The 24,118-nt window shown below is 39.2% G+C and carries 28 protein-coding genes; 17 read left to right on the top strand and 11 right to left on the bottom strand.

Annotated elements, in window-relative coordinates; genetic code table 11:
• Positions 1–143: 143 nt before the first annotated feature.
• From NMG88_RS22190 to NMG88_RS22180, 3 genes are all read right to left on the bottom strand, one after another.
• The gene (locus tag NMG88_RS22190; RefSeq protein ID WP_254035894.1) at positions 144–707 is read right to left on the bottom strand and encodes a hypothetical protein; all 564 of its coding nucleotides are present in this window, start codon (positions 705–707) and stop codon (positions 144–146) included.
• A gap of 187 nt (positions 708–894) precedes the next feature.
• A complete protein-coding gene (locus NMG88_RS22185; RefSeq protein WP_254035893.1) occupies positions 895–1,383 on the bottom strand; it encodes a hypothetical protein in 489 nt (162 codons plus the stop codon).
• Between the two features lie 26 nt (positions 1,384–1,409).
• Positions 1,410–1,754, bottom strand: coding sequence for a hypothetical protein (locus NMG88_RS22180; RefSeq protein ID WP_254035892.1), 345 nt, complete (start codon positions 1,752–1,754; stop codon positions 1,410–1,412).
• A 240-nt stretch (positions 1,755–1,994) separates the two neighbouring features.
• Between NMG88_RS22180 and NMG88_RS22175 the strand changes: the two genes are divergently transcribed.
• The 4 genes from NMG88_RS22175 (at position 1,995) to NMG88_RS22160 (ending at position 4,530) form a co-directional block, all read left to right on the top strand.
• Positions 1,995–2,438 (top strand): hypothetical protein, encoded by a 444-nt coding sequence (locus NMG88_RS22175; RefSeq protein ID WP_254035891.1) that lies wholly within the window; start codon positions 1,995–1,997, stop codon positions 2,436–2,438.
• A 305-nt stretch (positions 2,439–2,743) separates the two neighbouring features.
• Positions 2,744–3,169 carry a hypothetical protein gene (locus NMG88_RS22170; protein WP_254035890.1) on the top strand — a complete coding sequence of 142 codons (426 nt, stop codon included), beginning with the start codon at positions 2,744–2,746 and terminating at the stop codon, positions 3,167–3,169.
• Between the two features lie 69 nt (positions 3,170–3,238).
• Entirely contained in the window at positions 3,239–3,742 is a 504-nt protein-coding gene (locus NMG88_RS22165) for a hypothetical protein (RefSeq protein WP_254035889.1), read from the top strand.
• A gap of 74 nt (positions 3,743–3,816) precedes the next feature.
• Positions 3,817–4,530 (top strand): hypothetical protein, encoded by a 714-nt coding sequence (locus tag NMG88_RS22160; protein ID WP_254035888.1) that lies wholly within the window; start codon positions 3,817–3,819, stop codon positions 4,528–4,530.
• A gap of 171 nt (positions 4,531–4,701) precedes the next feature.
• Here the strand turns inward: NMG88_RS22160 and NMG88_RS22155 are convergent, their stop codons facing one another.
• The gene (locus NMG88_RS22155; protein ID WP_254035887.1) at positions 4,702–6,054 is read right to left on the bottom strand and encodes a site-specific integrase; all 1,353 of its coding nucleotides are present in this window, start codon (positions 6,052–6,054) and stop codon (positions 4,702–4,704) included.
• An 808-nt stretch (positions 6,055–6,862) separates the two neighbouring features.
• Here NMG88_RS22155 and NMG88_RS22150 point away from each other — a divergent pair.
• The 4 genes from NMG88_RS22150 to NMG88_RS22135 all read left to right on the top strand — a co-directional run bounded on the left by NMG88_RS22150 (position 6,863) and on the right by NMG88_RS22135 (position 10,059).
• A complete protein-coding gene (locus tag NMG88_RS22150; protein ID WP_254035886.1) occupies positions 6,863–7,720 on the top strand; it encodes a tyrosine-type recombinase/integrase in 858 nt (285 codons plus the stop codon).
• A 213-nt stretch (positions 7,721–7,933) separates the two neighbouring features.
• Positions 7,934–8,527, top strand: a complete 594-nt coding sequence (locus tag NMG88_RS22145; RefSeq protein WP_254035885.1) for a ParA family protein — start codon at positions 7,934–7,936, stop codon at positions 8,525–8,527.
• Positions 8,524–8,775, top strand: coding sequence for a hypothetical protein (locus NMG88_RS22140; RefSeq protein WP_254035884.1), 252 nt, complete (start codon positions 8,524–8,526; stop codon positions 8,773–8,775). Before NMG88_RS22145 ends, NMG88_RS22140 begins: the two co-directional genes overlap by 4 nt.
• A gap of 39 nt (positions 8,776–8,814) precedes the next feature.
• On the top strand, positions 8,815–10,059 hold the full coding sequence (locus NMG88_RS22135; RefSeq protein WP_254035883.1) for a tetratricopeptide repeat protein: 1,245 nt from the start codon (positions 8,815–8,817) through the stop codon (positions 10,057–10,059).
• A 194-nt stretch (positions 10,060–10,253) separates the two neighbouring features.
• Here NMG88_RS22135 and NMG88_RS22130 read toward each other — a convergent pair whose 3' ends face one another.
• Positions 10,254–13,481: a DEAD/DEAH box helicase family protein gene (locus NMG88_RS22130; RefSeq protein WP_254035882.1), complete on the bottom strand. Its 3,228-nt coding sequence runs from the start codon at positions 13,479–13,481 to the stop codon at positions 10,254–10,256.
• Between the two features lie 64 nt (positions 13,482–13,545).
• Between NMG88_RS22130 and NMG88_RS22125 the strand changes: the two genes are divergently transcribed.
• Positions 13,546–13,764, top strand: a complete 219-nt coding sequence (locus NMG88_RS22125) for a DUF2281 domain-containing protein (RefSeq protein WP_254035881.1) — start codon at positions 13,546–13,548, stop codon at positions 13,762–13,764.
• Positions 13,765–13,813: 49 nt separating this feature from the next.
• Here the strand turns inward: NMG88_RS22125 and NMG88_RS22120 are convergent, their stop codons facing one another.
• The 5 genes from NMG88_RS22120 to NMG88_RS22100 form a co-directional block, all read right to left on the bottom strand.
• Entirely contained in the window at positions 13,814–15,079 is a 1,266-nt protein-coding gene (locus NMG88_RS22120) for a restriction endonuclease subunit S (RefSeq protein WP_254035880.1), read from the bottom strand.
• A 2-nt stretch (positions 15,080–15,081) separates the two neighbouring features.
• Positions 15,082–15,426 (bottom strand): type II toxin-antitoxin system PemK/MazF family toxin, encoded by a 345-nt coding sequence (locus tag NMG88_RS22115; RefSeq protein WP_235759596.1) that lies wholly within the window; start codon positions 15,424–15,426, stop codon positions 15,082–15,084.
• Complete coding sequence (locus NMG88_RS22110; protein ID WP_235759594.1) at positions 15,423–15,647, bottom strand: hypothetical protein; 225 nt, start codon at positions 15,645–15,647, stop codon at positions 15,423–15,425. Before NMG88_RS22110 ends, NMG88_RS22115 begins: the two co-directional genes overlap by 4 nt.
• Before the next feature lie 12 nt (positions 15,648–15,659).
• Positions 15,660–17,714 carry a class I SAM-dependent DNA methyltransferase gene (locus NMG88_RS22105; protein WP_254035879.1) on the bottom strand — a complete coding sequence of 685 codons (2,055 nt, stop codon included), beginning with the start codon at positions 17,712–17,714 and terminating at the stop codon, positions 15,660–15,662.
• A 157-nt stretch (positions 17,715–17,871) separates the two neighbouring features.
• Complete coding sequence (locus NMG88_RS22100; RefSeq protein ID WP_254035878.1) at positions 17,872–18,849, bottom strand: hypothetical protein; 978 nt, start codon at positions 18,847–18,849, stop codon at positions 17,872–17,874.
• A 25-nt stretch (positions 18,850–18,874) separates the two neighbouring features.
• Here NMG88_RS22100 and NMG88_RS22095 point away from each other — a divergent pair, with 25 nt between their 5' ends.
• Complete coding sequence (locus NMG88_RS22095; protein WP_254035877.1) at positions 18,875–19,228, top strand: excalibur calcium-binding domain-containing protein; 354 nt, start codon at positions 18,875–18,877, stop codon at positions 19,226–19,228.
• Between the two features lie 16 nt (positions 19,229–19,244).
• Here NMG88_RS22095 and NMG88_RS22090 read toward each other — a convergent pair whose 3' ends face one another.
• On the bottom strand, positions 19,245–19,523 hold the full coding sequence (locus NMG88_RS22090) for a hypothetical protein (protein WP_254035876.1): 279 nt from the start codon (positions 19,521–19,523) through the stop codon (positions 19,245–19,247).
• A 226-nt stretch (positions 19,524–19,749) separates the two neighbouring features.
• Here NMG88_RS22090 and NMG88_RS22085 point away from each other — a divergent pair, with 226 nt between their 5' ends.
• The 7 genes from NMG88_RS22085 to NMG88_RS22055 all read left to right on the top strand — a co-directional run.
• Positions 19,750–20,217 (top strand): hypothetical protein, encoded by a 468-nt coding sequence (locus NMG88_RS22085; RefSeq protein ID WP_158442925.1) that lies wholly within the window; start codon positions 19,750–19,752, stop codon positions 20,215–20,217.
• The gene (locus NMG88_RS22080; RefSeq protein ID WP_227373526.1) at positions 20,138–20,920 is read left to right on the top strand and encodes a hypothetical protein; all 783 of its coding nucleotides are present in this window, start codon (positions 20,138–20,140) and stop codon (positions 20,918–20,920) included. Before NMG88_RS22085 ends, NMG88_RS22080 begins: the two co-directional genes overlap by 80 nt.
• 172 nt (positions 20,921–21,092) lie before the next feature.
• The gene (locus tag NMG88_RS22075) at positions 21,093–21,299 is read left to right on the top strand and encodes a hypothetical protein (RefSeq protein ID WP_235758617.1); all 207 of its coding nucleotides are present in this window, start codon (positions 21,093–21,095) and stop codon (positions 21,297–21,299) included.
• Between the two features lie 3 nt (positions 21,300–21,302).
• Positions 21,303–21,836 carry a hypothetical protein gene (locus tag NMG88_RS22070; RefSeq protein WP_254035875.1) on the top strand — a complete coding sequence of 178 codons (534 nt, stop codon included), beginning with the start codon at positions 21,303–21,305 and terminating at the stop codon, positions 21,834–21,836.
• Positions 21,836–22,108, top strand: coding sequence for a hypothetical protein (locus tag NMG88_RS22065; protein WP_235758613.1), 273 nt, complete (start codon positions 21,836–21,838; stop codon positions 22,106–22,108). The genes NMG88_RS22070 and NMG88_RS22065 overlap by 1 nt, the downstream gene beginning before the upstream one ends.
• Positions 22,096–23,469, top strand: coding sequence for a hypothetical protein (locus NMG88_RS22060; RefSeq protein WP_254035874.1), 1,374 nt, complete (start codon positions 22,096–22,098; stop codon positions 23,467–23,469). Before NMG88_RS22065 ends, NMG88_RS22060 begins: the two co-directional genes overlap by 13 nt.
• A gap of 27 nt (positions 23,470–23,496) precedes the next feature.
• Positions 23,497–24,118 (top strand): GIY-YIG nuclease family protein (locus tag NMG88_RS22055; RefSeq protein WP_254035873.1); only part of this gene is annotated, 622 nt, incomplete at its 3' end.

Below are 24,118 nucleotides of genomic sequence, written 5' to 3'. Positions count from 1 at the left end.
GCGGAATTAAAAAAACTCGCAAAAGCTCGCAACGTGCATAATATCGCATAACTTCGCGGAACTGCACCCTAATCAAAAATCACCTCAAAGCGCCGATTTTAGGGGGATTGGGGTTTTAGAAGTTGTGAAAATACAACCTACGACTAAAGTAACTTAAACCGATTCGCGCCTTTGATTTTACCTATAAACTTAAACCCATATTCCCCCTCAAATTTAGGTAGATTTTTGCTTTTCCCGTTAATCGCGTCGGTAATATTCTGACCATTGATTTTTGCTTCTGGGAATTTTTCAAGAATATATTTAACCAGTTCACCACGGCTTAAAGTTCCGGCGGGGGGTTCCGGTGTTGGTTCAGTGTCAGGGGGGAACCAATTTAATTGCTTATATCTCGTTAGATAACGGTACAGATGATGGACTGAGGAGAAGAATCCCCAGTACACCAAGATTGTAACTGAATCCCTGTAGGACAGGAACAAAAGGCTTTGGTATGGGTATTGATCTAGGTACGTCAGAAAGAACGCGGCGTTCACTAGGTTCAATGTTATGATCCGAATCACCCAAACCCAAAACCAATCGGTCTTTGTCAAAACTATAACTTTCTCTTTGCCTTGGATGAAGTTCCATGGGTTTTTAATCCCTGCGAACAGTCCGTAGACTGCCAACATTACGATAACATCGACGACTGTTCTAACAATCATGCCTTGCATGGAAAAACTCCTGTAATGTTTTCTCTCTTATAAATCTATTTACGCCAAAATACTGATAGCTTTCTGAATCAAATCAAGGTTAACTTTCCTAATTTCCGCAAAACTCCGCAAAATTATCTACACCCCCAAATTAACACACCAAACACCCCTAGGGTGAGGTCTAAGGGTGTTTAATGTATTGGTACGACTAAACTAACTTAAACCGATTCTCGCCTTTGATTTTGCCTATAAACTTAAACCCATATTCCCCCTCAAATTTAGGTAGATTTTTGCTTTTCCCATTGATCGCATCGGTAATATTCTGACCGTTGATTTTGGAGCCTGGGAATTTTTCAAGAATATATTTAACCAGTTCACCACGGCTTAAAGTTCCGGCGGGGGGTTTTTGTGTTGGCATGGGTTCGGGTTCCGGTGTTGGTTCACGGTCAGGGGGGAACAAATTTAATTGCTTATCATTTTCGACTCGCGCTTCTAATTCTGTTTTTAGGGTGGCGATCGCCATATCTCTAGCCTCAAGTTCTGAGATTACGCCGCTTAGTTTGGTTTCAAGTTCTGCAATGGTTAAAACCTGATCCTCAAGTTCTGCATCGGCGACGCTTAATTGATTTTCGAGTTTAGCGATCGCTACGTCCCTATCAATAATTCCTACATTAGCTTTGTCTAGTTCACCCCTCACTCCCTCTAATTCAGAGGTGAGGGCTTCTACTTTCCCGATAAAGCCGCCTCCATCGCATCAAGTCGAGCCTCGATGTCAGGATCAAGTGTTGGGGGTTGTTGTGATTCTAGTTCACCCCTAATTTTTGCCAGAAGCCTAGTTTCCAGTGCATCTATATCAATGTCTATATTCTGGCTAGATTCAACAACAGGAGCAAACGCAGCTGCGCCCAACTCCCCAGCGTCCAGACTACTCTGAATAAAATTGGTTAACGCTTTACTCGCACTCAGGTCAGACCTCTCACACAGAGCTTTAAATGCTTCCCAGTTGTTTTCGTCAACCTTAAACGTCGCTAACTTTTGACCTTCTGGCAGTGTGTATTTAGTAGCCATATCGTATATATCCTAAATCTATCCCTCTAGTATAGCTTAGATATAGATTAAATATAGATATCTGTATATATAAATATCTTATATACTCAATATATACCCTATAAGTTATCTGTATATATCACCTATATACAAATCCCTAGTAATCGTATATATTAGTTTATATAGACAGGTGAGAGGGAAAACGACACACCCCAAACACCTAGGACACTTCAGAACCTCGAAAACTTAGGAGAATCAACCATGAACGCATTAACTGTTATCGCTGCAACTACTTACGCGATCGGGCTTTGGATTTTTGCACCTCAAGCCCGATGGGAACGAGAATTGGCAACCGCTAAACGTAATCAATGCCGCTTAACCGAACCAACACCGGAACATAAACCCGAACCAATGCCACCAACAGAACCGGAACCCATTATCGAGATTATGGAAACAATACCGGAACCCGAACCGAGCGCCCAAACAGTCCCAACACACGAACCGGAAACTATACCAGAGTCTATACCCGAACCCCAACAGTTTAAACAGTCTATACAAACATCAGAGGATACGGTATATACAAACTGGACTACAACGCAACTCCGAGACGAAGCTAAAAAACGTAAACTTAATTGGCGACCCCTTGTTAATGGTAAACGGACACCCCTCAAAAAGCCTGAACTCCTAGCAATCCTAACAACTTAATAAAACCGGAACCCCTCACCCAGAGGGGATTCTAACATTGTCTATATTGACGTATAGCCTTAGCTTATATATCCAGTATATACCCTATAAATAATTGGTATATATCAGGGGTATACAAAACCTAGATTATCGTATATATTATAAATATAGACAGATGAGAGAAAAGCAAACCCTGATGCTGGGAGCCGTGAAGCCTATGAGTGTAGCGGTGATTCAAAAAACTCTCTGATGTCCATAAAACAAGAGACAACCGGTTAACTTTACGACGGTTCCCGGTTGCCTCCCTACAAACCCTAATTAAAGGATTGAATATCATGGTATCTCAAATTACGGCCACAATCACAACCGAGATCGTCGCCTCCTATACATCCGATTTTGACGGCACAACCTACGACACAATCCAGATGGTTTACCCAGATGGAACAGTTGAAACCCGCACTGGATGGACTGAATTAGACGACGATGGCGAAACCATCCACTTCATCCGAACCGAGAAGGGGAGCATCTTGAATGGGAATTGGGCAACAGTCAGGACTAATAAGTGGATGACCGCCTACAAAACCTTAAATCCTGCAACCCAACCCCGACCCGTGCGAATCCCTGAAATCCTTTCATTCGCTGGCAAAATTGCCAGCGCGGGTCGCATCAAACCCAACACGCCCGACCTTGATATTACAGAGGATCAATATCAGCAAACTCTGAGTGATGCCAGAGCCGCCCTTGGTTGGTAGTCAACAATAACGGGGGGGTGAAATAATCCCCCTCTCTTAACACTTCAAACACTTCAAAAGGTATCAATCATGCAATCACTTCAAAACCCTACAATAACCATTCCCCATGCGATTCTACCTAATACACCAAAGGATTTAAGAGTAGCACTAGCATCCGGTGAAACATTAGGGATTAACCGACCTTTCCTAGATATACAGCGCGATTTGTACCGCAAAGTTCCTGATAGTTATTATCAATTCAAATCCAAAGGCAACACCCAGATTATTTTCTTACCTTGGGAGCTATTAAGTTGTTGCATGGATTTCATTACCCCCGGCTGGGAAAAGTCAATCAATCTTAACCAGATAGGGGAGCGCGTAACGGTTGAATGTACTGTAACCATCCACAGTTCGGACGGCAATTTTAAACGGACTGCAACGGGGTCAGATACCCTACTGGATGAACAGTTTGGGGGGCCTGTTGTAGATGCTGAATCCCAGGCTTTTCGCCGTGCCTTGTCTAATTTTGGATTCTGTTCTTACCTCCGCGATAAGGAAATCAGCAATGCCTTGGTTAAACGGATTAAAGGATAGAAATTAATCAACTGAGAGGGACTAAAACCCCCTCTCCACCGCTTCAAAACCTCTACAACACAGGGACTAAAACCATGAACAGCTTAAAGTCAGAACTCGATTCTATTAACTCTCAATTAGAACTTTTAACCTATCGTAAAAAACAACTGGACACCATAATGGGTGAGTATTCAGACGTTGTGAATCGGGTTAAAAATCTTATCAATTCAATGGAAGATGTAATGATAGAACCCGTTAATTTATTAATGGAAATAGAGGGATTGATTCACGGCCAGGAATTTGAAGTTGTGGAACCTGAACCAACACCGGAACCAACAACGGAGCCGCCGTTACTTGCTTTTTTGCAGTCCCAACCGCTAGAAACAATACAGGATATACACCCTAGCGATGACAAACCGATACATGAATATATTATAGATAATAAAGCGGTTTGTCATCTCTCAAAACCAGACACAGAGAGTAATATAGCGATTACAGATGCAGGAAATGTCACTAAACCGGAGCTAACCCAAATAAACTCAAGGGCATGGCGACGGGAAAATACTTTATTAATCGGATTCTCTAACAAGCGGCTTTTAAATGTTTGGTCAAATTGGTTTAAGTCATCGTGGAGCGGTCAAATTCACATCTCAGAGAATAACGACAAATTAGAAGGTTTTGAACACTGCTTAGGTGTTATGTGGTACGGCTCTATGCCAGAGGTGAAGCGATGGGAGCGATTGACAAATTTAGATTATGCTTTCAGACCCGACGAACAGCAAGGAATCGGAATAGTTAAGGCTGTTTAATTCTATAAAACTAATCAATTACTGAGAGGGAATTAAAACCCCTCTCCTACCCTTCAACAACTTAGGACAAAACAATGCAGAAATCTACTTTTAAAATTGCCACAAATTTCATAAAAGCTACTCGATACGAACCAGCTAAACCGACTGATTTTATTGAAGTCGAGGGACTTGTTATTGGTGATTGGGGCATATATGTTTATTTAACGGTTGACCCGGCGTTTTATCCTTCGCATTCGGCAAACTAATGAACACTAAATTATGTTCCGTTGGAATTTTAGGTCGCCACACTCCCAGCCATTCATCGAGGTCTGCGGTTAATTCCCCAGGCAGGGGATATTCCCGTCCTTTTCCGGTTTTAGACCCCGTTTTATGGTCATCTGGGGATAATTTTACCCAGTACCCATCCTGTTCTCGAAACAAGGTTCGTCCCACTTCCAATTCCCGTAATTCCCGTTGTCGAACCCGGCAAAAAGTTAGGATGGAAATTAACAAATACCGTTGCCAACTTTGGATAATAGCCATCTCTGACCGTTTGACATACCCCTTAGTTCGGGGCGCACAGCATAGTTTTAAATATCGACGGATTTCCAGACATTGTTCCAACGTGACTAATTTTTCTTCCAAAGCTTCTCGTGAAGCCGTTCGTTTAGGTTCCGTTTTTCGTTTGCTTTCCAACTCGTTCATTTTCAAGCGAATGGCTTCAATTTCTTCAATATCTCGATAATGGGGTTTGATCGAATCCGGCCCATATTTCCACTTCGCCACACACAAGGCGGCTTTAGCGATATTCATCGCCCAAGCGTAGCCATTTCCGCGCTCATTGATTCCCCAAGCGATAAAGTAGGAAAGCTTGGGAATCTTTGTAATCTGGGTGATATCGAGATCTTCAACAGGTACATCTTCAAACCGATGTATCCACCCTAAGAATGAAGCAATTGAAATCCAGCGAGATTCCAAAGTTGTGCCTCGAATTTGAGGATCTTTTCGGTCAGGTCGCTCTTTATCAGTCCAGAATTTCTCAAATTGAGTCTTTTGTTTTTGAATTTTCGGGGTGAATTCCGCAGGTTTCAAGGAGTAACTAAACTCGTTATAGCACCGTTGGTATCGGCGGTTTTTTTGATAACTGACTTGGGCTCGTAATCGAGGGGTATATTTACCATCATTTAATCCAGCCGCATCAGAATACCAAATTTCTTCCTTCATCCAGTTAAATGATCGCTGGATTACCGATTGATAATTTCTCACCGTGGCTTTTTTCACCCCCTTTTCCATTAATTCTTGGGCAGTTTGTTCAAAATAAGAGATGCCATTTTTGATAAAATCACCAATTAGGACTTTTCCTAATGCTTTATCGAGCTTCGTGGGATGATCCAAAGCGGATGGTGAGAATCCAAATCTTGGCAAAATATAAAGCTTCAAAACGGTTCTCAAATTACCCCAGAGGTGAGGATTCCGTTTGACGAGTGCAGATTCCCGAAATAGGAAAAGAACATCGGAAATTGTTTTGATATTTTCATGATTCATTTTTTTTTCTCCTGAATTATATTGTTTGAGTTGAGATATCTGATTTCGGTAGGGCAGCCGACTTCAGTTTGGGAGGAAAAGCTTAATTGGCTAAAACCATTACTGAGTAAGGCTTTCATGGAATTATTTTTTGAGGCTTGTAGGAAACTGATGACAGATTTCCTAACTACCAAATCAACAGTTTTTAGGCTTTTAGGCATGGGTTTAAACTCCAAAAATTAAACTTTTCAAGCCAAAAAAACTTTAAGGTAACTTTATTGAACAAATTCAGTTTGTAAAAATGGATTTAATTAAAAAACCGTGGTATTATTGATGTTCAGTTTTTTAAAATAAGCTGAGAAAAATTCAGCAGTTAGTAGAAAGAGTAAACCCAGAGAAGCCTTATGGTGTAGAGGTTAAGGCTCACCGTTCGAGTAAAATGGGAATCGACAAAAAGATTTTTAGATTGAATTAAAAAAAAATAGAGAGCGTAAAAATAGAAAGTGTAAAAAATAGAGAGCGTAAGTCTCTAAAATTGGATCTAGATAGCGAACGCACTTCGTCAGATGCCAACCCTGTTGATTTTCTCGTCCTACTTGCGATCGCACTCAAACCCTGGATTGCTTCTGATGACGGATTAACAGGCACGGCAAGGGAAAATACTCAGCTTGTATACTTCTGAAAATTATTTCATGAGGTCGCCTAAAATTGGTTTGGATAGACTGTTGCAGTGTTCGGGGTTCAATCGTTCTACTCCACATCACATTAGGTTTCTAATGTGACTAGATTCATGGGATAATGTCATCATCTTGAACTCAAACCCGATGAAATGCTCAAGAAAATTTCATCAAAAGGTCAATCAGTTCCCCCGGTGGTCAAAGCCACTGATGCCATTGCCAACGAGAAAATCCTGGCGCTGTGGTTGCATGGCAAAAGTCCCGAAACCAAAGCCAGCTATAGCCGTGTGGCGGAAAGGCTAATGACTTACTGCAATCACAAACCAATTCAATGGCTCAAATTAGAAGATTTGCAAGGGTTTATCGACGAAGAACTGAGTCAATTTAAAGAAAGCAGCCAACGGACATATATCGCCGGATTGAAAAGCCTATTTTCCTTTGTGGCGAAACTAGGAATCGTTAACTTCAACATTGCACTGGTGATTAAATCCCCCCAAGCAAAAAACGAACTGAGTCACAGAATTTTAGATAAGCCAACGGTAATCCGAATGATTCAGGAAGAACCCGATTCACGCAACCAGTTAGTCCTCAAAATTTTTTACTACACCGGAATCCGAGCCTCGGAGTTGGCGGTTTTGCAATGGAAGGACTTGAATCATGGCGTTTTAACCGTTTTCGGCAAAGGGGGAAAGACACGCTACATCCGCATCCCAGAGCCTCTAAGTCGTGACCTCGAAAGTTTACGACAGCAGCCCAATAAATATGTGATTCCAGGGCGAAGCGGGAAACGAATCAGTAGAGAACATTTAACCCGAATCGTTAATGCTGCTGCCAAACGAATTGGGGTAAAAGCTTCAGCCCATTGGTTGCGTCATGCCCACGCCAGCCATAGCCTCAAAGCTGGAGCATCAATCGCATTGGTGAGTCAAACGTTAGGACATTCCGATGTGGCGATTACCTCGAAGTATCTGCATTGTGATCCGAGTGAATCCAGTGGGTTGTATCTCTGAGGAATTGATAAGATGAGTTTTAACTTTTATTAATCATAATCTTGATCACCCCCAAAGTAGCGAAGCTGCTATGAACCGCAAAGTAGCCAGTAAAATGCCTACAGCATAAAGGTTACAGGCTTTATTGGATTATTGAATATTTAGATACTTAAATACTTGAACATTTGAGTACGCAAGTATTTATAATAGAGTCATGTCGTTTAATCTATCCCGATGATTATCACTGTGGCATCCTTCAAGGGGGGTGTGGGCAAAACCACAACGGCGGTTCATCTGGCTGCCTATTTGTCTAACCAAGGCGACACCTTATTAATTGATGGTGATCCGAATCGTTCCGCAACTGGCTGGAGTAAACGGGGTCAACTCCCCTTTACGGTCATTGATGAAAGGCAAGCCGCCAAATATGTCCCCAAATTTAAGCAAATTGTCATTGATACCCAAGCACGACCGGAACAGGAAGATTTGGAAGCTTTAGCGGACGGGTGCGATTTACTGATTCTACCTGCCACACCGGATGCTTTAAGTTTAGATGCGTTGATGCTGACCATATCGAGTTTGAAGTCCCTCGGAACGCAACGCTTCAAAATTCTGCTGACCATCATTCCCCCTAAACCTTCTAAGGATGGAGAAGAAGCCTACACGATGCTGACAGAGGCGGGTTTACCTGTTTCGCGTACTTGCATACGCAGGTATGCAGCATTTCAAAAAGCTGCGTTGGCGGGTATTCCGGTTTATGAGGTTAAGGATAATAAAGCCCTGACTGCATGGTCAGATTATCAAAAAGCCTTTAAAGAGATGGGACTATGAACAAAAAAGCCAGTAAGTTTCAACAGATATTAAAAGCGGCGGAGTCAGTACGGGAAGAACACTCCGAACCGAAACCCATAAAAACCAAAGGGTCAGGGAAGCGTTCAGATCCTGAATATGTTCAAATTTCTGCTTATATTAGGAAGGAAACCCATCGACAAGCTAAACGAAAGTTATTAGAGGAAGACTCAGAACGGGATTTATCCGATGTGATTGAGGAACTTTTGAGTAATTGGGTTTCTGAGTAGAACTTTACATTTAGAATTGTGTCAATAGGTATAATCATTATGTTCAGATTCCAACAAAAATCCAGAAAATTAATTCATTCTTTTTTATTGATTGAATTAATCTTAGTATTTTTAGCTTTCTATTTATTCAATATAGATAATGCTTATGCACAAAATTTTAGTTTCAAAATATTTTCCGATAATTCGGTCGTCAAAATAGATTCAATATTGAGAATTGACAAAGGAATTGAAGCTCGTCTTTATGAATATAAAACCGATCAATCTAGTGACTTGTCTCCCGCAAGCAAACTTCTTAATGCAGGATTAGAAGAATCAAGCAAAAAACAATTTGAGAAAGCTATAAAATTTTATACAGAAGCCCTTCAGTTTAATTCTGTTTTTGCTAAAGCTTATGTTAGTAGAGCTTATGCTCGTTCTCAAGTAGAACAGATAGAAAAAGCTTTTGAAGATTATAATCAGGCTATAGAAATTGATCCTAATTTAGTAGATGCTTATATTGGACGAGGAAATCTTTATTTTAAACAAGGTGAAAATGAATCTGCTCTTAGAGATTTTGATTTAGCAATTACTGTTAATAAAAATTATTATGATGCGTATTTTAGTAGAGGTTCTGTTTATTTACACTTGGAAAAACATAAAGAGGCAATTAAAGATTTTTCTGAAGCCATCAGCTTGAATCCTCAATATTTAGATGCCTACACTCAAAGGGGATATGCAAAATCTTATGTTAAGGATTATAAAGGAGTAATTGAAGATTCTACTAAAGTTATTCAATTAGATGTTAAAAACCAAGAATATGTTGCTTATAATAATAGAGGTTTGGCTTTCTATTATTTAGAAGATAACCAGAACGCACTAAAAGATTTAAACGAATGTCTAAAAAGGAACTCTCGTTATTCTATTGCATATTATAATCGAGGATTAGTTCTTGATAATTTAGGAAAATATAAAGAAGCTATTTCTTCTTACGATGAAGCTATAAAATACAAACCTGATGATTATAGTGCCTGGAGAAACAGAGGAAATGCTTTAAGTGAATTAGGAAAAAACGAAGAAGCACTTGCTTCCTACGATCAAGTTTTACATTATAAACCTGATGATTATGGTGCCTTGTATAAAAAAGCCAGGATCTATGGATTACAAGGAGAATTATCCTTGGCGCTGAAAAATTTGAAGCAAGCGATTAAACTTCTTAATCCTGAAGACAAGGAACAAGCAAATATTGATCCTGTTTTGAAAATGGTGATCCAGTTTTGGAAATTGCGAGAACAGCCTGAAAATTAAAAATTGTTCTCATCTTAAGTACCTAAACAAAATTAATTACACATCCTCTACCCTGTTCCCTGTTCCCTGTTCCCTCTCACAACTAGGTAATTTATTTTGTGCAACTACTTAATACTGTTTTGTTATTTGAACAGTTAGGAGTATAAATTGGGGAGAGGTTGCATTCAACAAAATTAAACTTCACCTTTACCATTTTAATCCGGTTCAGTCGAATTCTGGATCGTGGCTTCAAAATCATCACAGAGTTTATCCAAGAGATCTTCTGTTTCTTTGAAAAAATACTCCCCAATTTTCTTCCGGTTTAAGGCTTTATACTTGCGATAGATTATAGCAAATTCGTCGTAAATTTCATCTTCTGAAACATGGGAGTTAATCTTGACAATCAGGCGTTTACCTTCTGTTGAATTTCGCACATATTCAAAAAAATCGGCAATTTTTTCTTTAAATTCTTGAATCCGGGTTCCTACCAAATCTTCTTGCTCGTTGCGGGCTTCAATAATTGCCAGAATATCAAATTGATGTACTTTGCCCGGTTCTTTTCCCTGTGCAACTTTGGGGGCTTTCTTTTTATTCGGCTCTGGTTCTTTGGTTTCTACCTCAATAATACCAATTTGATCATCAAAATAAACTTCAATCGCGTCTTTGACCTCATCAGAACGGTGCAGGATATTGTAGAGGGTATTGAACTTACGAAAGAAGGTTAAAAAACTGGGGTCACTGTATTTTTCATCAATAGCAATTACATATTCAATGCGGTTTAGAATTGTAAAATATTGGGCAGCTTTGGCTTTGGTGTCGGCGGCGGGTTTGGGGTTAGCATCAATATATCTTTCGATGTTACTTTCTAAGTCAAGGTAGTTTTCTGGATCATCTCGTTTGGCTTCATTGTTGAAGATATCCACAAATTCATCAAAAAACTGCTCGTAAACATCGGATTTTTTTAAATCATTGAACAGGATATCTAAAACCCGTTTATCGCTAAAGGGGTCGAAATCACTCACCACTACATCGGAAAAATACTCAAAGGCATCTTTAATATTTTGGACGTTAATATTGTTATAGGAAAAATCAACAATTTTACAGTCATTTTTATATTTAGCAGTGCGATTAACCCGTGAAATCGCTTGAATTGCACCAATGCCTTTGATCTCTTTATCTAAAAATAAAGTATGAAGTTTTTTCTCATCAAATCCGGTTTGTAATTTGGCAACGACAATAATTAAGCCATTTTTTTTGAGGGCAAAGTTTTCTAATACTTTTTCTTCCGTTAATCCATCATTTAGACCTGTTGCGCTTTGTTCTCCTTGACTACTAGAATAAACAACATGAATAGGAGCCTCGGCATATTTAGCATATTTGGGTTGTTTGATGACTTCTTGAAAATGTTGATTAATAGCTTGTTTATAAGCAATTGCAGCTTTGATAGAATATACAGCTAACATGGCTTTACCTGTACCGCGAATTTGCCGATATACGTCTTTTACCAGTAAATCTGCAATGTATTTAGAAATGGCATGAATACGCTCTCGATTTGCGTAAATCTGGTCTTTGGAGGCATCTTTGTAGTCAGGTTCGGTAAATCCCTCCAGGGTGTTACTAGGTAGGTCAAACAGCATTTTAGAAGCCACAGGGACAATATTTTTCAGGGGGTTAAGAATAAACCCGTCTTCAATGGCTTCTTTCATGGTGTAGGAGTCGAAGGGAACCCAGAGTTTTTCGCCTTCAGCATAGCCGCTAAATTCACCAAAACGGGCGAGGGTGTGGTCGTCTGGGGTAGCCGTAAACCCGATAATTAGATTTTTTTTAGTCCGAGTTTGGTTATATTGGTTTTGTTCGTCAAAGGGGGTTTGCAGTTCGTCAAAAATATTCACCATTTCATCATGTTGGTCGCCACTATTGGAACGGTGAATTTCATCAATTAAAAAAACAATCCGTAATTTAGCGAGTTTTTGCAGGGTTTCTGCGTCTAACATTTCTCTCACTGACCCAAATTTTTGCAGGTTAACAATAACTAAGCGGGTGTCAGATTTGAGAGCATCTTGAAAGGTTTTTTTGTTAGATGCTTCAACATACATCCGGTTATCAATATTCATGTTGAGCATTTTGGAATCAATTTGACTGCGAAGTTGCAAGCGGTCTACGACGATCATAATTTTGTCGTAAATGTATTCACCGTGGCGACGTAAATCTTTTAATTGTAAAGCAGTCCAGCCGATAATATTAGATTTGCCAAACCCAGCCGCATACTGCATTAATAAGGAATAAATATTTTTATTATTGGCGTAGGATTTGCGTTTTTCAATTAATTCTTGACGTTTGGGTTCGGAAACGGTTGCGAGTTGTTGTTCTAGTTTTTGAACAAAGTAGTTATCATCGGTTTCATGAGCTAAAAACTCATCAATTTTAGCGAGAATTTTATCTGTCCCAAATTTCTGTTTAGGTCGTGGTGAAATTAAGTATCCTTTTTCGTCCTTGAGTTCTTTTTTACCATTGATGGCATAAACATCTCGTTCAATAAAGTTGTAATAAAGGATTTCTTTTTCCATAAAGGTTTTACCGTAGTGATAGGTAAAAAGTTCTCTGAGTTTTTCTTTTTTTTCGGCGTTGGGGTTGAGGAGGGGATAGGGTTTAAAGACTTGAGTAACGTTTTTTTCATAGTCTTGGCGGTCAAATTTACCTTCGCGACAGGTGGTGAGGATTTCTTCAAAGAAGTCGGAAAGGGTGCGAATAATATAGGTTTCGCCGAGGTCGGTGGTGGTGATATGAATGGCTTTTTCAAATATTTTTAAGAAGTCTTTGCGGTATTGGTCTTTTTCTCTATCACTCAGGAATTGGTTGTTATCAAAGGTTTCGTAATAAGATTGAACTGCTTCAAAGTAATCTCCTATTACTTTTTTTCGTCCTTTTTTCCGGGCAGTTTGGTTACTGAAGTTGGCTTTTAATTCGCTGTATCCCAGGTAAATTCCATTGACAAATAAGCATATATCGGGACGGAAGGAAAATATTTGTTTTTGTTGATATTTATATTGATAAGGGAGTTCTTGAACGACTGAAAATATATTTTGCTCAAAGAGTTTATTATCGTGAATAACACTATCACTGGTATAGAATAAATAAAGTTTAATGCCTTCTAAGGTGACAGATTTATTGGCATTAATGAAAAGTGCCATGTTGCGGCTGCTGGCGATGCGTTCTTGAATTAATGTGATCAGGTCTGCGAGTAATTGTTGTTTATTACCGTTATATTTCTTGAGGAGGGTTTCGTAGGGTTTTTGATTGAGTTCAGTGGTGGAGATAAAGGTTTCTAAGTCTTCTTCTATAATTAGGGAGTTGCTGACGGTGTTGGCTTTGACTTCTTGATAGCCCAGGGTATCCCGAAAGAAAGGTATGATGAATTTATCTTGTAGTTGGGTTTCGTGCATGGTTTTAATGGATAATGGATGTAGTTATGCCTAATTAGAAGCATAGGTTTTAGGGGTTACGAAAATGACTATCTTAGAAACCATTATACGCGAATTGTCATCAGCACCAGAAGCTTTGCTATTGCAGGTGTTCAATTTAATCCAGTCTGCGAAAGAAGATAATACGTTAGTATCTAATTTATCTAATTCGCCACGAACACCGGGGTTACATCAAGGGGAAATCTGGATGAGCGATGATTTTAATGCTCCTTTATCTGATGAGTTTTGGTTGGGGGAAGATTGATGAGAATTTTGATGGTTATGACCTAGAAAGATTATGGTAAAAATGGCAATTACACAACTTTAATTTTTCCGGTGACAACATCGTTAATTAGGGTTTTACGCAATTCTTTTAGTTTCTCGATTTTGGTGTTAATGGTTTCGATAATTTTATCTATTTGGCTGGTTTCGGTGTCGAGGTAGTCGGCGATTTCTTTTTGTTCGGACAGAGGAGCAACCATTAAAAAGAAATTATTTAATTCTCCAGCAGTTAATTTAGGCTGTGCTGAACCTGACACTAATTTTGTATAGTCAAAAGACTCAAGTAAATAGCAGAAATATTCTAAATTTCCTTTCTTGGGTTTAAGTATATGAGCATGATTATTAACCCAATATTTTCCGCGAGCGATAAAAGCTAAAGGACTTCCACGCATTAATAAATTAGCACCATCTTCACCAATAAGAATTAGAGGTTCGTCAAATATATAGTTGTCAACTTTGTCTATAATTCCTGATGCTCCATAATAATCATAAAGAGGATTCAACATCAGACTTCTAACTTCTCCACTAAGTGGAATTCGTTTGTAATCTAGGCTGACAAGCTCATCTTTAACCCTCCTAACTTCCCAATGCTCAGGAATTTCACCTATCCACTCAATACCGCTATCTTTCATCGGTACAGTTTTATCAAGTCCGCGTGTTACAGTTTCATTGATTAGAGATTGTTTTAAGTTGTTGTATAGTTTCGCTTTCTCGGTGAGTAGGTCAATTTTTCGGTCTATTTGGGCGGTTTTATTGTCGAGGTAGTTGGCGATCGCTTTTTGTTCTTCCAGAGAGGGTAAAACAGTTTCAATTTGAAAAAATTCTTTTGCATACAAACGAAGACGAGATGAAACAATACCTTTTGAGTTTCTTGCCATCTCAACAATTGCATTAGGAATTCTAAAAAGATAATCAAAGTATCTATGATTATATTGAATTCCCTTAATTGGCATATAAACGTTATAAGATGGGCTGCAAATACCGAGTTCGTTGCTCGTCCCTAAAGCTCCCATCCAAGCCCACATCGTATTAATAATCAGATCACCATGATGGCAGATTTTATAACCTTCCATTGTTTCTGCCATAAACATATTTACATTTTTTTCGCTACGAGGAGTAACACCTGTAATATGAGACACTGTAAGTAATGTTTCTTTGCCTGTAGTGCTTAGACTATTTCTTTCCTTAAATATTTTCTTATTCCGAACAATACTCCAATGCTCAGGCACTGCCCCTAACCACTCAATCCCACTATCTTTATAAGCTGGATAACGACTAATTAAAAATTTTCTATTCATTATTAATTCTCCACAATTAATGAGGCAAAAGACAGCTTTACACAAGCGCAAACGCCTTGCCAATCGCGTTCTGATAAATGCCCAATGCGAACCAAATTTGCAGAGGGGGGTAACGTCACAATAAAACATCGGAAAACAGAGGCAACCCGCAACCCAGCCGCCTGCCAATCCTGAAGGAGATAATCTGTTACTCCTAAAACATCTGTTTGACTTGTAATCAACCCTACAATCACATCAGGGCGATTTTGATGGTAAATCTCTGAAGACAAAACCACAGCAGGACGACGTTTTATTCCTTTTACTCCTGGAAAATCAACCGTTACAACATCACCACCATTAAATGTCATTCTGCTAATTCCTCGTTATGATTGTAAGCTGTTGCAGCATACTGTAAAGAAAAATCTGTTAAATCAGATATATCTTCCTCAGTCCAGGTATGACCTTTATCTATAACACCAGCATTTTGTTCTACCAAATTATTAAGAATAAGGGTCGCTAACCGCAATCGTTCTGCTGGTAAAAAATTGTCAATAATTTGATCGTAAATTTCATCAATGCTCAGGGCCATAATAACTCCTCATTAATTATTAATCATTAGTTGTTCAAGCTGCTTTAACTGTTCATCAATCACGGCTATATCCTCTAAAATTTCCTCAACACTCCTCAACTTCTCCGGCTTATAAAACACCTTATTAAAATTAATCTCCACCCCGACAACATTTTCTAAATATTCAAAGGGCTTAGTAATATACTTTGCCATAAAAGCCTCGATTGCTTTTTGGTTCTCTACCCCATCCCGATGAAACGGAATAATCTCATAATCCTTTTGATAATCTGGGGTCAGTTCCACTGTAATTTCAATCCGTTCAGGTGATTTTTTAGTTACCTTTTTAAAAGCCGCTTTCACCACAATTTTACCACAGCCTAATTCTTCATATTTGCCCTTGACAAATTTAACAATAGTTTCCCTATCGCTATCAAACTTATACTCAGCCTTTTCTGTGGTAATAATTAACGGTTTATCCTTATAATCCAATGAATCAATAAAAGGTTTAATATCCTGCTCAAACCTCTCTATTAATGAATTACACTGCCCCGAATTATACTCGGTAATCGTAAATTCTGTTAAAGTCCGTTCTTCATTTTCCAACTTAATCGCCGTTAGTTTTTTGCTCGTTTCTCCCGGTTTCAATTGCTCAACAAAACTTTTACCATTCTCATCTATATTCGTGAGCATGATGGCTTGTTTATTAAAATAGAAAAATTCCTTATCAAACACCCGTGCATAGTCATTGTCTGTAAAATTACGCAGAGTTTCTACAATTTCTAAACGCTGAGTTTCATCAATTTCTTTTCGTTTAGCTCCCTTGTTTTTTTTCAACGCTTTAAACTTTTCACTGGCATTAATCAACATCACCTTATCTTGGCAGTCAGCATCTTTATTCTGATTCAAAACCCAAAGATAAGTGTAAATTCCGGTATTAAAGAATTCATCTGTTGGTAACTGAATAATTGCCTCTACAAAATCTGAATCTAGCATCCATTTACGGATATTACTTTCAGCCGAACCCGCATCCCCAGAAAACAACGCCGAACCATTATGAACCACGACTCCAATGCCGTTTGTATCCATTTTTGAGATCAAATGCTGCATAAATAACAGTTGACCATCAGAAATCGAGGGTTCATATTTAAACCGCCCTGTTTTATCATTTTCAATATCCTTTTGGTAGCCCTTCCAACTCACCCCATAAGGGGGATTTGCCACCACGATATCAAAGTCATCGTTGTAGAATTTGTCATTGGTTAAAGTGTTGCCGTGTTCAATCTTTGAACCCGGACGAAATCGACTTTCAATTCTAGCTAAAGCATAAAGGGCATCGTTCCAGTCTTGTCCGTAGGTTTGGGTAAAGCGTTTAAACTTTTCATTAATCCTATCTTCCACCCCAAACAGTAAATTCCCCCCGCCACAGGTGCAGTCATAAATTTTCAAAAGGCGGTCGGATTCTTTAATTTTAGACGTGATAATTTCTGCAATCAACCCGATAACATCATCGGGGGTATATTGTTCCCCTGCGGTTTCTGCCGAAATATCTGCCCAACGGCGTTTAATATGTTCTTCTAAGGTAGTAATATCTGAGTTATTAAAGGGTTTTAAATCAATGCCACTCCATTCTTTTGTATAGCCCAATAAAACCTTTTTCGCATTGAGCTTAGTTATTACCCCTTTAATATCTAAAAACTTCTCTCCGTCCGTCGCATCAACCCCTAAAAGGTCTTTAGTTTCGCTGTCAAAGCCGTGTAAATAGGCTTCAAAATCAATATTAAAAGATTTATCGTTTCTGCAAATATCCTTTAGGGTTTGGTTTTTCTCAAAAATATAGGTGTTATAACCTTGACCTTTATCCCGAATTAACTCAATTTGGTCTTCTTTATCAATTTCCGCCCAATCTTCCTCGCCAATTTCCGCTTTATATTCATCCAACATTCTCAGCAGTCGGCTTTCAATCATTACCAAGGCAAAAAACGGCATCATATAGGATGGCCATTCCGATTCCTTGATGCCACAACCCCGCAGGAGGTCGGCTGTTGCCCAGATTTTTGATTCGTATTGGAGGATGTTGCTTGTGGTCATACAGTGAAAGAACTGAGTTTGGCGATCTCGCCAGTAAACCCCCCAGAATTCCGCAGGGGAGGTTTCAGAGGAATTGTTAAGTTGTTTTTGTGGTAGGGACTCAATTTGTACTTTAAGGCATCAAGGTCAATTAATCAATCACAGATTTTTGTTAAACTTATGAAGCAAGGGGGGATTCTATAAAACCCAAAAAACATTCACCTGTTTCTGTAACTCTATTTTTTAAAAATTTACTTACGGAGAATAATATCTTAATATCCTTTATAGGATAAATTTCATTAATTTCAGATACATAATTTAATTTTCCCAATTCTGCTCGTTCAAAACAATTCACAAAATTTTGTGAAATTTGATAAAAATTTTCCAATATAAGAGATAAATCTTTTTGGCTTATTTCTTTGTTTGATGGACGATATTTAGTTCTTATCATACTCATATTTTTGTTAGCTTTTACTTTGAAAAAAGGATCGTTTATAAGTGTCCTACAATCATCGAAATCTACCAATCCCCTATCTTCTAAATCTTTTAAGATTTGATTATAAAAATTAGGATTAGAATTTAGTTCTTCTAAAAAACAAATTCCATTACTTTCCTCATTGCTATCCGAACTTTGTTCTAGTGTATTAAATCCATTATTTATTCTAGTATTTATTGTTTCAGCATAGTCATTAAGGCTTTTAAGTGAAATTAATACTTTTAAATGCGAAGGAGTAAATTCATCAATCCAGTGCAAAAACATGAATTGTAAATCATCATCTATTGGATGAATAAAACTAGAATTAAGAACAGCATTTTTGAGAGCAAGGATTTTTTCTTCTTGATGATTCTTCATGACAATTTGGAGAGCATTCATTAAGGTTGTTTGAAATGAAGGGTTATCTAAATTAACCTGACCCCCAGTTTCCGCCTTTAACCGTTCTAAATCTGCAACTAAAGCTTCTAAAAATTTATTTAATCGTTTCTGCGAAGGAGAGCTAACAAAATCATTATAGAATTGTGATACGGCAGGAAGTAGGGATACTCCAGGAAGTACGGATATCACGGCTTTTACACTTGAATCAAAAACATCCTTAATATTAGAGGTTTGATAATCTTTTAATAATTCTCTTGAGGATTGTGACTCGTTGTTATTCATAATTGTTTATCGTTGAATTGAAAATATGACCCCATTAAAAATTACTTCAAGATTTCATGCAAGAATTCCAGAAATTATCCTCAGTTTTATTTTAACTGTTTTAATGATCTTCCCCACGAACCCTCACTCCTTAAGCCCCTCAGATCTCCAGAGGATTGAAAATCGCATTGTCCCAATTATCACCCCAGAAAATACTGATTTAGTATCCAATAATTCTCCCCAATCGTCCCCATGTCACCCCTCCTATCCTGATATTTGTCTCGCCCCACCCCCCCCAGATTTAAACTGTTCAGATATTCCTTATCGTCGTTTCAAAGTCATTGGTTCAGATCCTCACGGTTTAGATCGAGATCAAGACGGCATTGGCTGTGAAAAGTAAATCAGCGATCGCTTTGTCACACAGTCAGACAGTCACACAGCTTTTTGAGTAGTTCAACACTGACCCCAATCTCATGAGCCACTATCACCAGTTCATCATTTTTGGGTAAATCTTTCTGTTCGAGCCTTCTGAGAAATTCAGCCGCAGGTGAATTGTCCTTTTTAGGCATTTTTGCCTCGACTGCCTCTTTTAAGAGTACCCGCGCAAGTTGGGCGATTTTCCGCTCCTCATGTTCCGCTAACTCCTCAAGGGCATTCTCAAACCCTTCAACGTCAACACTTATCCGTTTAGCCATAGTTTTTTCAATAGCATCACTTCCATTCAAACAGAAAAACCTAGCTAAGATTTGTTGCAATTTGCAGCTAGTTGATGCTATTATCAAATAATAGACCCCCAGAACATCCCCTGATGCTTCTCTCAAAGGGTCTAGCACCTACCCTAAGACGGCTTTTAGCTTCTCCCAACCCTGAACCTTGAAAACTAAACAGCCTAGCCACATCCTCAAAATCAGAGGCTCAACTGTGGAAAGCACGATAAACCATATTTATCAACAGAAAACAATGATTATTGAACCTGAAATCATCCCAGAAGGGAGGCGGGTTAAGTTGTTCAAACTAGATGAACGCAAGGCAACCTATACACCCGTTGGGAAACTAGCAAAACAGCTTAAACGCAAGCCACAAACTCTAAGAGAATGGATTAAATTATTGTTGATTTATTCTCCCGATATGTTCCAACATTATCGACCTAAGAAGGCTTACAACCCCTATATAGTAGAGTGGCTAACCCGAATCAACTCTTATGATTTATCGGAACCTGCCAGCGCACCTAGACCGGAAATCATAGAAGATTACGTTAAGTTAAACGCAACACTTTACACCTTCAAAACATTCACCGAGGAACTGCAAAATGAATACGAAACAGAAGTCCGAGCCAACGCTGCAAAAAGTACAGTTTTTGATTCTGAAAAACTTGTCAAAATCGCTTAATGTTTCTGAATCAGAAATCTTAATTGCTATAAAACAGATGGACTATGATATTAACGATATTCATGAGTCTTGGGAACCTGCGATCGCAAACCACCTAACCGGAACCGCGCCCCAAAAGTTAAACGGAACATCCCCAAAATCCGAAACACCGGAATCATTCAGCATTGAGGACTCAGACTTTGTGGACTGGGATGAAATTGAGGATGAATTAGGAGAAACCGCCTTAGCACTTGTTCAGGAGTTGGGACTAGAACGAGAAGCTGTGACCCGTAGTGATTTTGCAGCGCTCAAGGAACTCGCTCTCAGTAACCCTGTGGCAGAAGACATGGTGAACCATATTGGGGCCGTTGGGGGTTTATCCGGTGGCTTGATTGATGAATATATCCGACAACAACGAGACAATGCTCAAGCCCTTGCAGATGCCGGAAATATCGAGTTTGCAAAAACTTTATTACAGGGTCAAATCGAGGGAATTAATCAAGTTGTAGGGTTGCAAAATTTGTTAGCGGGTGACTTCCAAAACTTAATTCACCAACGGATTGAGGAACTAGGAAAACGGGGAAAGGAACGCCCAAACGAACTGATAAAGGACTTGGGAAAAAAGGCAACTGTCCAACGGCAATCAAGCGAGAAAACAACAACAGTACGGCACAAAACCCTGGATTTAGTCGGACTGAAATCGAAAGCCTCCAACAGCAAATAAACCAATTAAAAGAGACGGTCATCCTGCTAGAAAGCCGTCTCTCCAATCAATCCACCCATTACGAAGGATTAATTATGAAAGCAATTTTAACACGACTCAAGGGTGTTCTGAGACAACTTGAGGGCATATCACCCAATCACTACGATGTTCAAAGTATGGAATGTTTAGGGTTGTGTATATAAAACTAAACCTACCCCAAACCCTTAACTGTATTTTACTTGGCACTGCCTTGGGTGCTATTTGTGGGGTGTTTCTATCAATTTTTGAACCGGAAATATCCCAAACTAAAATGGCACGATATGGGGCATTAATCGGACTAATCACTTCTACTGCATCGGTATCAATGGTATTAATTCTTGACCGTAATAACAGAGGTTAAATAATGGGAATATTTGATGCTATTGGTAAAATTTTTGGCGGTGGTAAAAATGATTCTACCATTGACCCAAAAATAGCGGTTAAGGGTGATATCAGTCCTATCCCACAAAACCTAATCACCCCCGATTATAGACCTCAGAACGGGGTTTATATTGGCACTTCTGCCGACATTTTAAGAGAGTGGGAATCAAGGGGATGGATGATTTCTAAAGATGATTTAGACAAGCTCAAAGCCATGCACAAAACCCTTGAAGGTTACGAAAAAATCAGCAAGGAATATGGCAAGGAATTAGGAGCTTTTAGCCGCACAGAAGCCAAATTAGTCGGGACTGTAACTAAAACTATTCCCAAGGTTGCCGGGGGGAATTTTGCCCAATATGCAGCTAATCAACGGCTTAATTCAGATATGGACAAGATAGCTGTTGAGTATCAGAAAAACATCGCTTTAAGACAAGCAGAAGCCCAACAACTGCAACAACAACTAGAACAACAAAAAGCACGAATACAAGAGCGTAAGGAACGCTTGAGAGGTGGCTAATGAGTCGATTTAGTCTCTACTTTGGGACAGGTTTATTAAGTATTGGAGTTTGGCAATTTCTTACCTTGATAACTCGCTCTGTTCCTAACTTTACCTGGCTATATTGGTCAGGTTTTTTTATTATCATTGTCGGGTCAATTATTGCCTGTACCGCAGTTGCTAGACAGGTTTATTCGGGACAGTTTGCAACGTCATCGCCAACATGGTTAACCGTAATCGTAATTATTTTAATTAGTTCCTTTCTGGGGGTGATTTGGGGATGGGGTTTTTAGCGTGGCTAGAGGATCATGAATCGGCAGTTAGTTCCCTGATTTGTTGCGGGGGTGGTGTTGTAGCCCTGAGTTGGTCAGTTGTAAACCCCGGCATTAATCCCAGTCGGTTTTATGCTTCAGGTTGTGCGGGTTTGTTTGGGGTGGGGGCGATCGCCACTGCAATTAAAGGATTAAAGGAGGAGGAAAGGTCAATTATCCGACGGGACACTCAAGAGGAAATATTTGGACTTTATCAAGCGGCGGAAATCCAAACTGTTCAAAATGTTCTGTTTCCCCCTTCTCCCATGCCAACACCGCCGGGGGTAATGAACACCTACTATCAGATGGCATTTAACCAGTTACCCAGTGAACTCGATTTCTACAACTGGGATGGACTTGCTGATGAGGCATCGGGAATCTTGGTTGGGGGTAACTCCGGTTCAGCTAAAACAAGTTTAGGAGCCGGGTTTATTGTTGGCAAACTTACGGCCGTTACCCCTGCGGAAGTGATTGTACTTGACATTCACCAACGAAAAAATATCATCTGGAAACAGATGAATTTCCCCCGTGTCGAGTCCGATGTTGAGGTAATTTATCAAGTTCTCTGCTGGTTAATTGACGAGGTAGAGCGCCGAAAGCAAGAGGATGGACACCCTCTGATTGTCTGCCTTGACGAAATCAACGATACTCTGAGCGAATTGGAACAACTGGATACCATTAGCCCCTTGCCTGGTAAACAAAAACGCAGAAATACTTTTATTTATGCCATCCGTAAACTCAGCAACGCCCGTAAATTTGACATCTGTTTAATAGGCTTCATGCAGTCCCACAACACAGAAGCCATAGGCATTGACGGGAAGTTTAGGAATAACTTTCTATTGGTGCTCTGTGGTGCTTCTGCTAGGGGAGAAATTCAGAATGTTTGGAAGCACGACACTCCAGGGTTTCAGTACATCAAAAATGCAGCTTACCCGGTTGTAATTAGCGGTTCAAACCCTCTCCAGATAGCAGAACATCCCACCACCCATAAGCACCATGTTCAATACAAGAAAAAAGGTAATGCTCCCGCTAATTTAATTCAGCCTAGATTCCTTGATAAATCATCAATTCCGGTCTTTGAATCAGTGGAACAATCAGAAGACTTTGATGAGGATTATCAACCCCGTCAACCTTCAAAACCTGAACCACATTTACCCCGCTTTAATTTTGAGAAAGCACCCTTAGACCCTGAGTATCCCAATCTATCTATAGAACAAACCAAAATAGTTCGATGGGTCATCAAGCAAGGGGGGAAGGTTAAGTTAAACGAGATGTTAAAAGGTTTAACAATTTCAAGTGATGGTGAGAGATGGACTAAGCAAAATTATCTCAATTTAACATAAACTAGAAAAAAAATAACCATTAAAAATATGAACAATATTCAACAATCTGGCTTCGTTTACATCCTACACGCCGAGGGTACTAATCGCTTTAAGATTGGATATTCGGCAAAGCCTCAAAACAGGTGTCAAGATATCAATCAACAGTCGCCATTTCCTATTAAGTTAATCCATTACTACCCTTCAGATGATGCTTATAGAGACGAACAAAAGCTACATAAAATGTTTAATCATCGAAGGGTACACGGAGAGTGGTTTTTTTTCGATTCTGTGGAACATATAAAAGGATTGATTGACGAGTTTTTTGAAATTAAATTAGTAGCTAAAAATACAGAACTATTGCTATCAACTAAGGTTAATAGTCGATGGAATAAAGATAGCAACCTATCACAATACCCTAATGAACCGGAAAAGGACGAACGAACGCTTTTAGAATCTGAACTCCAAACAAAAATTAAAAAACTTGGGGATGAAATTATTGGTCAATTCCCATCAGGTAAAAAGCCATCAGAAGCAGCTTATGCCGTCTATTGTTTCGTGTGCGAAACCTTCACCGGATTTCCGATTCCCGCCCGTGAATGTTATCGGAAATCCTCACTGAGAACTCAGTACGGGTTGAATGCGGAAATGACGGAACAGATCTTTGATGAGC

This window comes from Planktothrix agardhii (genome assembly GCF_904830935.1).
Classification (GTDB): domain Bacteria; phylum Cyanobacteriota; class Cyanobacteriia; order Cyanobacteriales; family Microcoleaceae; genus Planktothrix; species Planktothrix agardhii.
Note: the sequence above shows the minus strand (reverse complement) of the source record. Positions and strands in the feature narration are given on the sequence as shown.

Bases quoted from the DNA above. Each gene is read 5' to 3' on its own strand.
- NMG88_RS22090 (WP_254035876.1), bottom strand. From the start codon at position 19,523: ATGGCTAAACGGATAAGTGTTGACGTTGAAGGGTTTGAGAATGCCCTT.
- NMG88_RS22120 (WP_254035880.1), bottom strand. From the start codon at position 15,079: ATGAATAGAAAATTTTTAATTAGTCGTTATCCAGCTTATAAAGATAGT.
- NMG88_RS22150 (WP_254035886.1), top strand. From the start codon at position 6,863: ATGCTCAAGAAAATTTCATCAAAAGGTCAATCAGTTCCCCCGGTGGTC.
- NMG88_RS22070 (WP_254035875.1), top strand. From the start codon at position 21,303: ATGGGAATATTTGATGCTATTGGTAAAATTTTTGGCGGTGGTAAAAAT.
- NMG88_RS22145 (WP_254035885.1), top strand. From the start codon at position 7,934: ATGATTATCACTGTGGCATCCTTCAAGGGGGGTGTGGGCAAAACCACA.
- NMG88_RS22180 (WP_254035892.1), bottom strand. From the start codon at position 1,754: ATGGCTACTAAATACACACTGCCAGAAGGTCAAAAGTTAGCGACGTTT.
- NMG88_RS22100 (WP_254035878.1), bottom strand. From the start codon at position 18,849: ATGAATAACAACGAGTCACAATCCTCAAGAGAATTATTAAAAGATTAT.
- NMG88_RS22155 (WP_254035887.1), bottom strand. From the start codon at position 6,054: ATGAATCATGAAAATATCAAAACAATTTCCGATGTTCTTTTCCTATTT.
- NMG88_RS22135 (WP_254035883.1), top strand. From the start codon at position 8,815: ATGTTCAGATTCCAACAAAAATCCAGAAAATTAATTCATTCTTTTTTA.
- NMG88_RS22125 (WP_254035881.1), top strand. From the start codon at position 13,546: ATGACTATCTTAGAAACCATTATACGCGAATTGTCATCAGCACCAGAA.
- NMG88_RS22130 (WP_254035882.1), bottom strand. From the start codon at position 13,481: ATGCACGAAACCCAACTACAAGATAAATTCATCATACCTTTCTTTCGG.
- NMG88_RS22140 (WP_254035884.1), top strand. From the start codon at position 8,524: ATGAACAAAAAAGCCAGTAAGTTTCAACAGATATTAAAAGCGGCGGAG.
- NMG88_RS22115 (WP_235759596.1), bottom strand. From the start codon at position 15,426: ATGACATTTAATGGTGGTGATGTTGTAACGGTTGATTTTCCAGGAGTA.
- NMG88_RS22080 (WP_227373526.1), top strand. From the start codon at position 20,138: ATGAATACGAAACAGAAGTCCGAGCCAACGCTGCAAAAAGTACAGTTT.
- NMG88_RS22060 (WP_254035874.1), top strand. From the start codon at position 22,096: ATGGGGTTTTTAGCGTGGCTAGAGGATCATGAATCGGCAGTTAGTTCC.
- NMG88_RS22095 (WP_254035877.1), top strand. From the start codon at position 18,875: ATGACCCCATTAAAAATTACTTCAAGATTTCATGCAAGAATTCCAGAA.
- NMG88_RS22175 (WP_254035891.1), top strand. From the start codon at position 1,995: ATGAACGCATTAACTGTTATCGCTGCAACTACTTACGCGATCGGGCTT.
- NMG88_RS22160 (WP_254035888.1), top strand. From the start codon at position 3,817: ATGAACAGCTTAAAGTCAGAACTCGATTCTATTAACTCTCAATTAGAA.
- NMG88_RS22105 (WP_254035879.1), bottom strand. From the start codon at position 17,714: ATGACCACAAGCAACATCCTCCAATACGAATCAAAAATCTGGGCAACA.
- NMG88_RS22190 (WP_254035894.1), bottom strand. From the start codon at position 707: ATGCAAGGCATGATTGTTAGAACAGTCGTCGATGTTATCGTAATGTTG.
- NMG88_RS22165 (WP_254035889.1), top strand. From the start codon at position 3,239: ATGCAATCACTTCAAAACCCTACAATAACCATTCCCCATGCGATTCTA.
- NMG88_RS22065 (WP_235758613.1), top strand. From the start codon at position 21,836: ATGAGTCGATTTAGTCTCTACTTTGGGACAGGTTTATTAAGTATTGGA.
- NMG88_RS22110 (WP_235759594.1), bottom strand. From the start codon at position 15,647: ATGGCCCTGAGCATTGATGAAATTTACGATCAAATTATTGACAATTTT.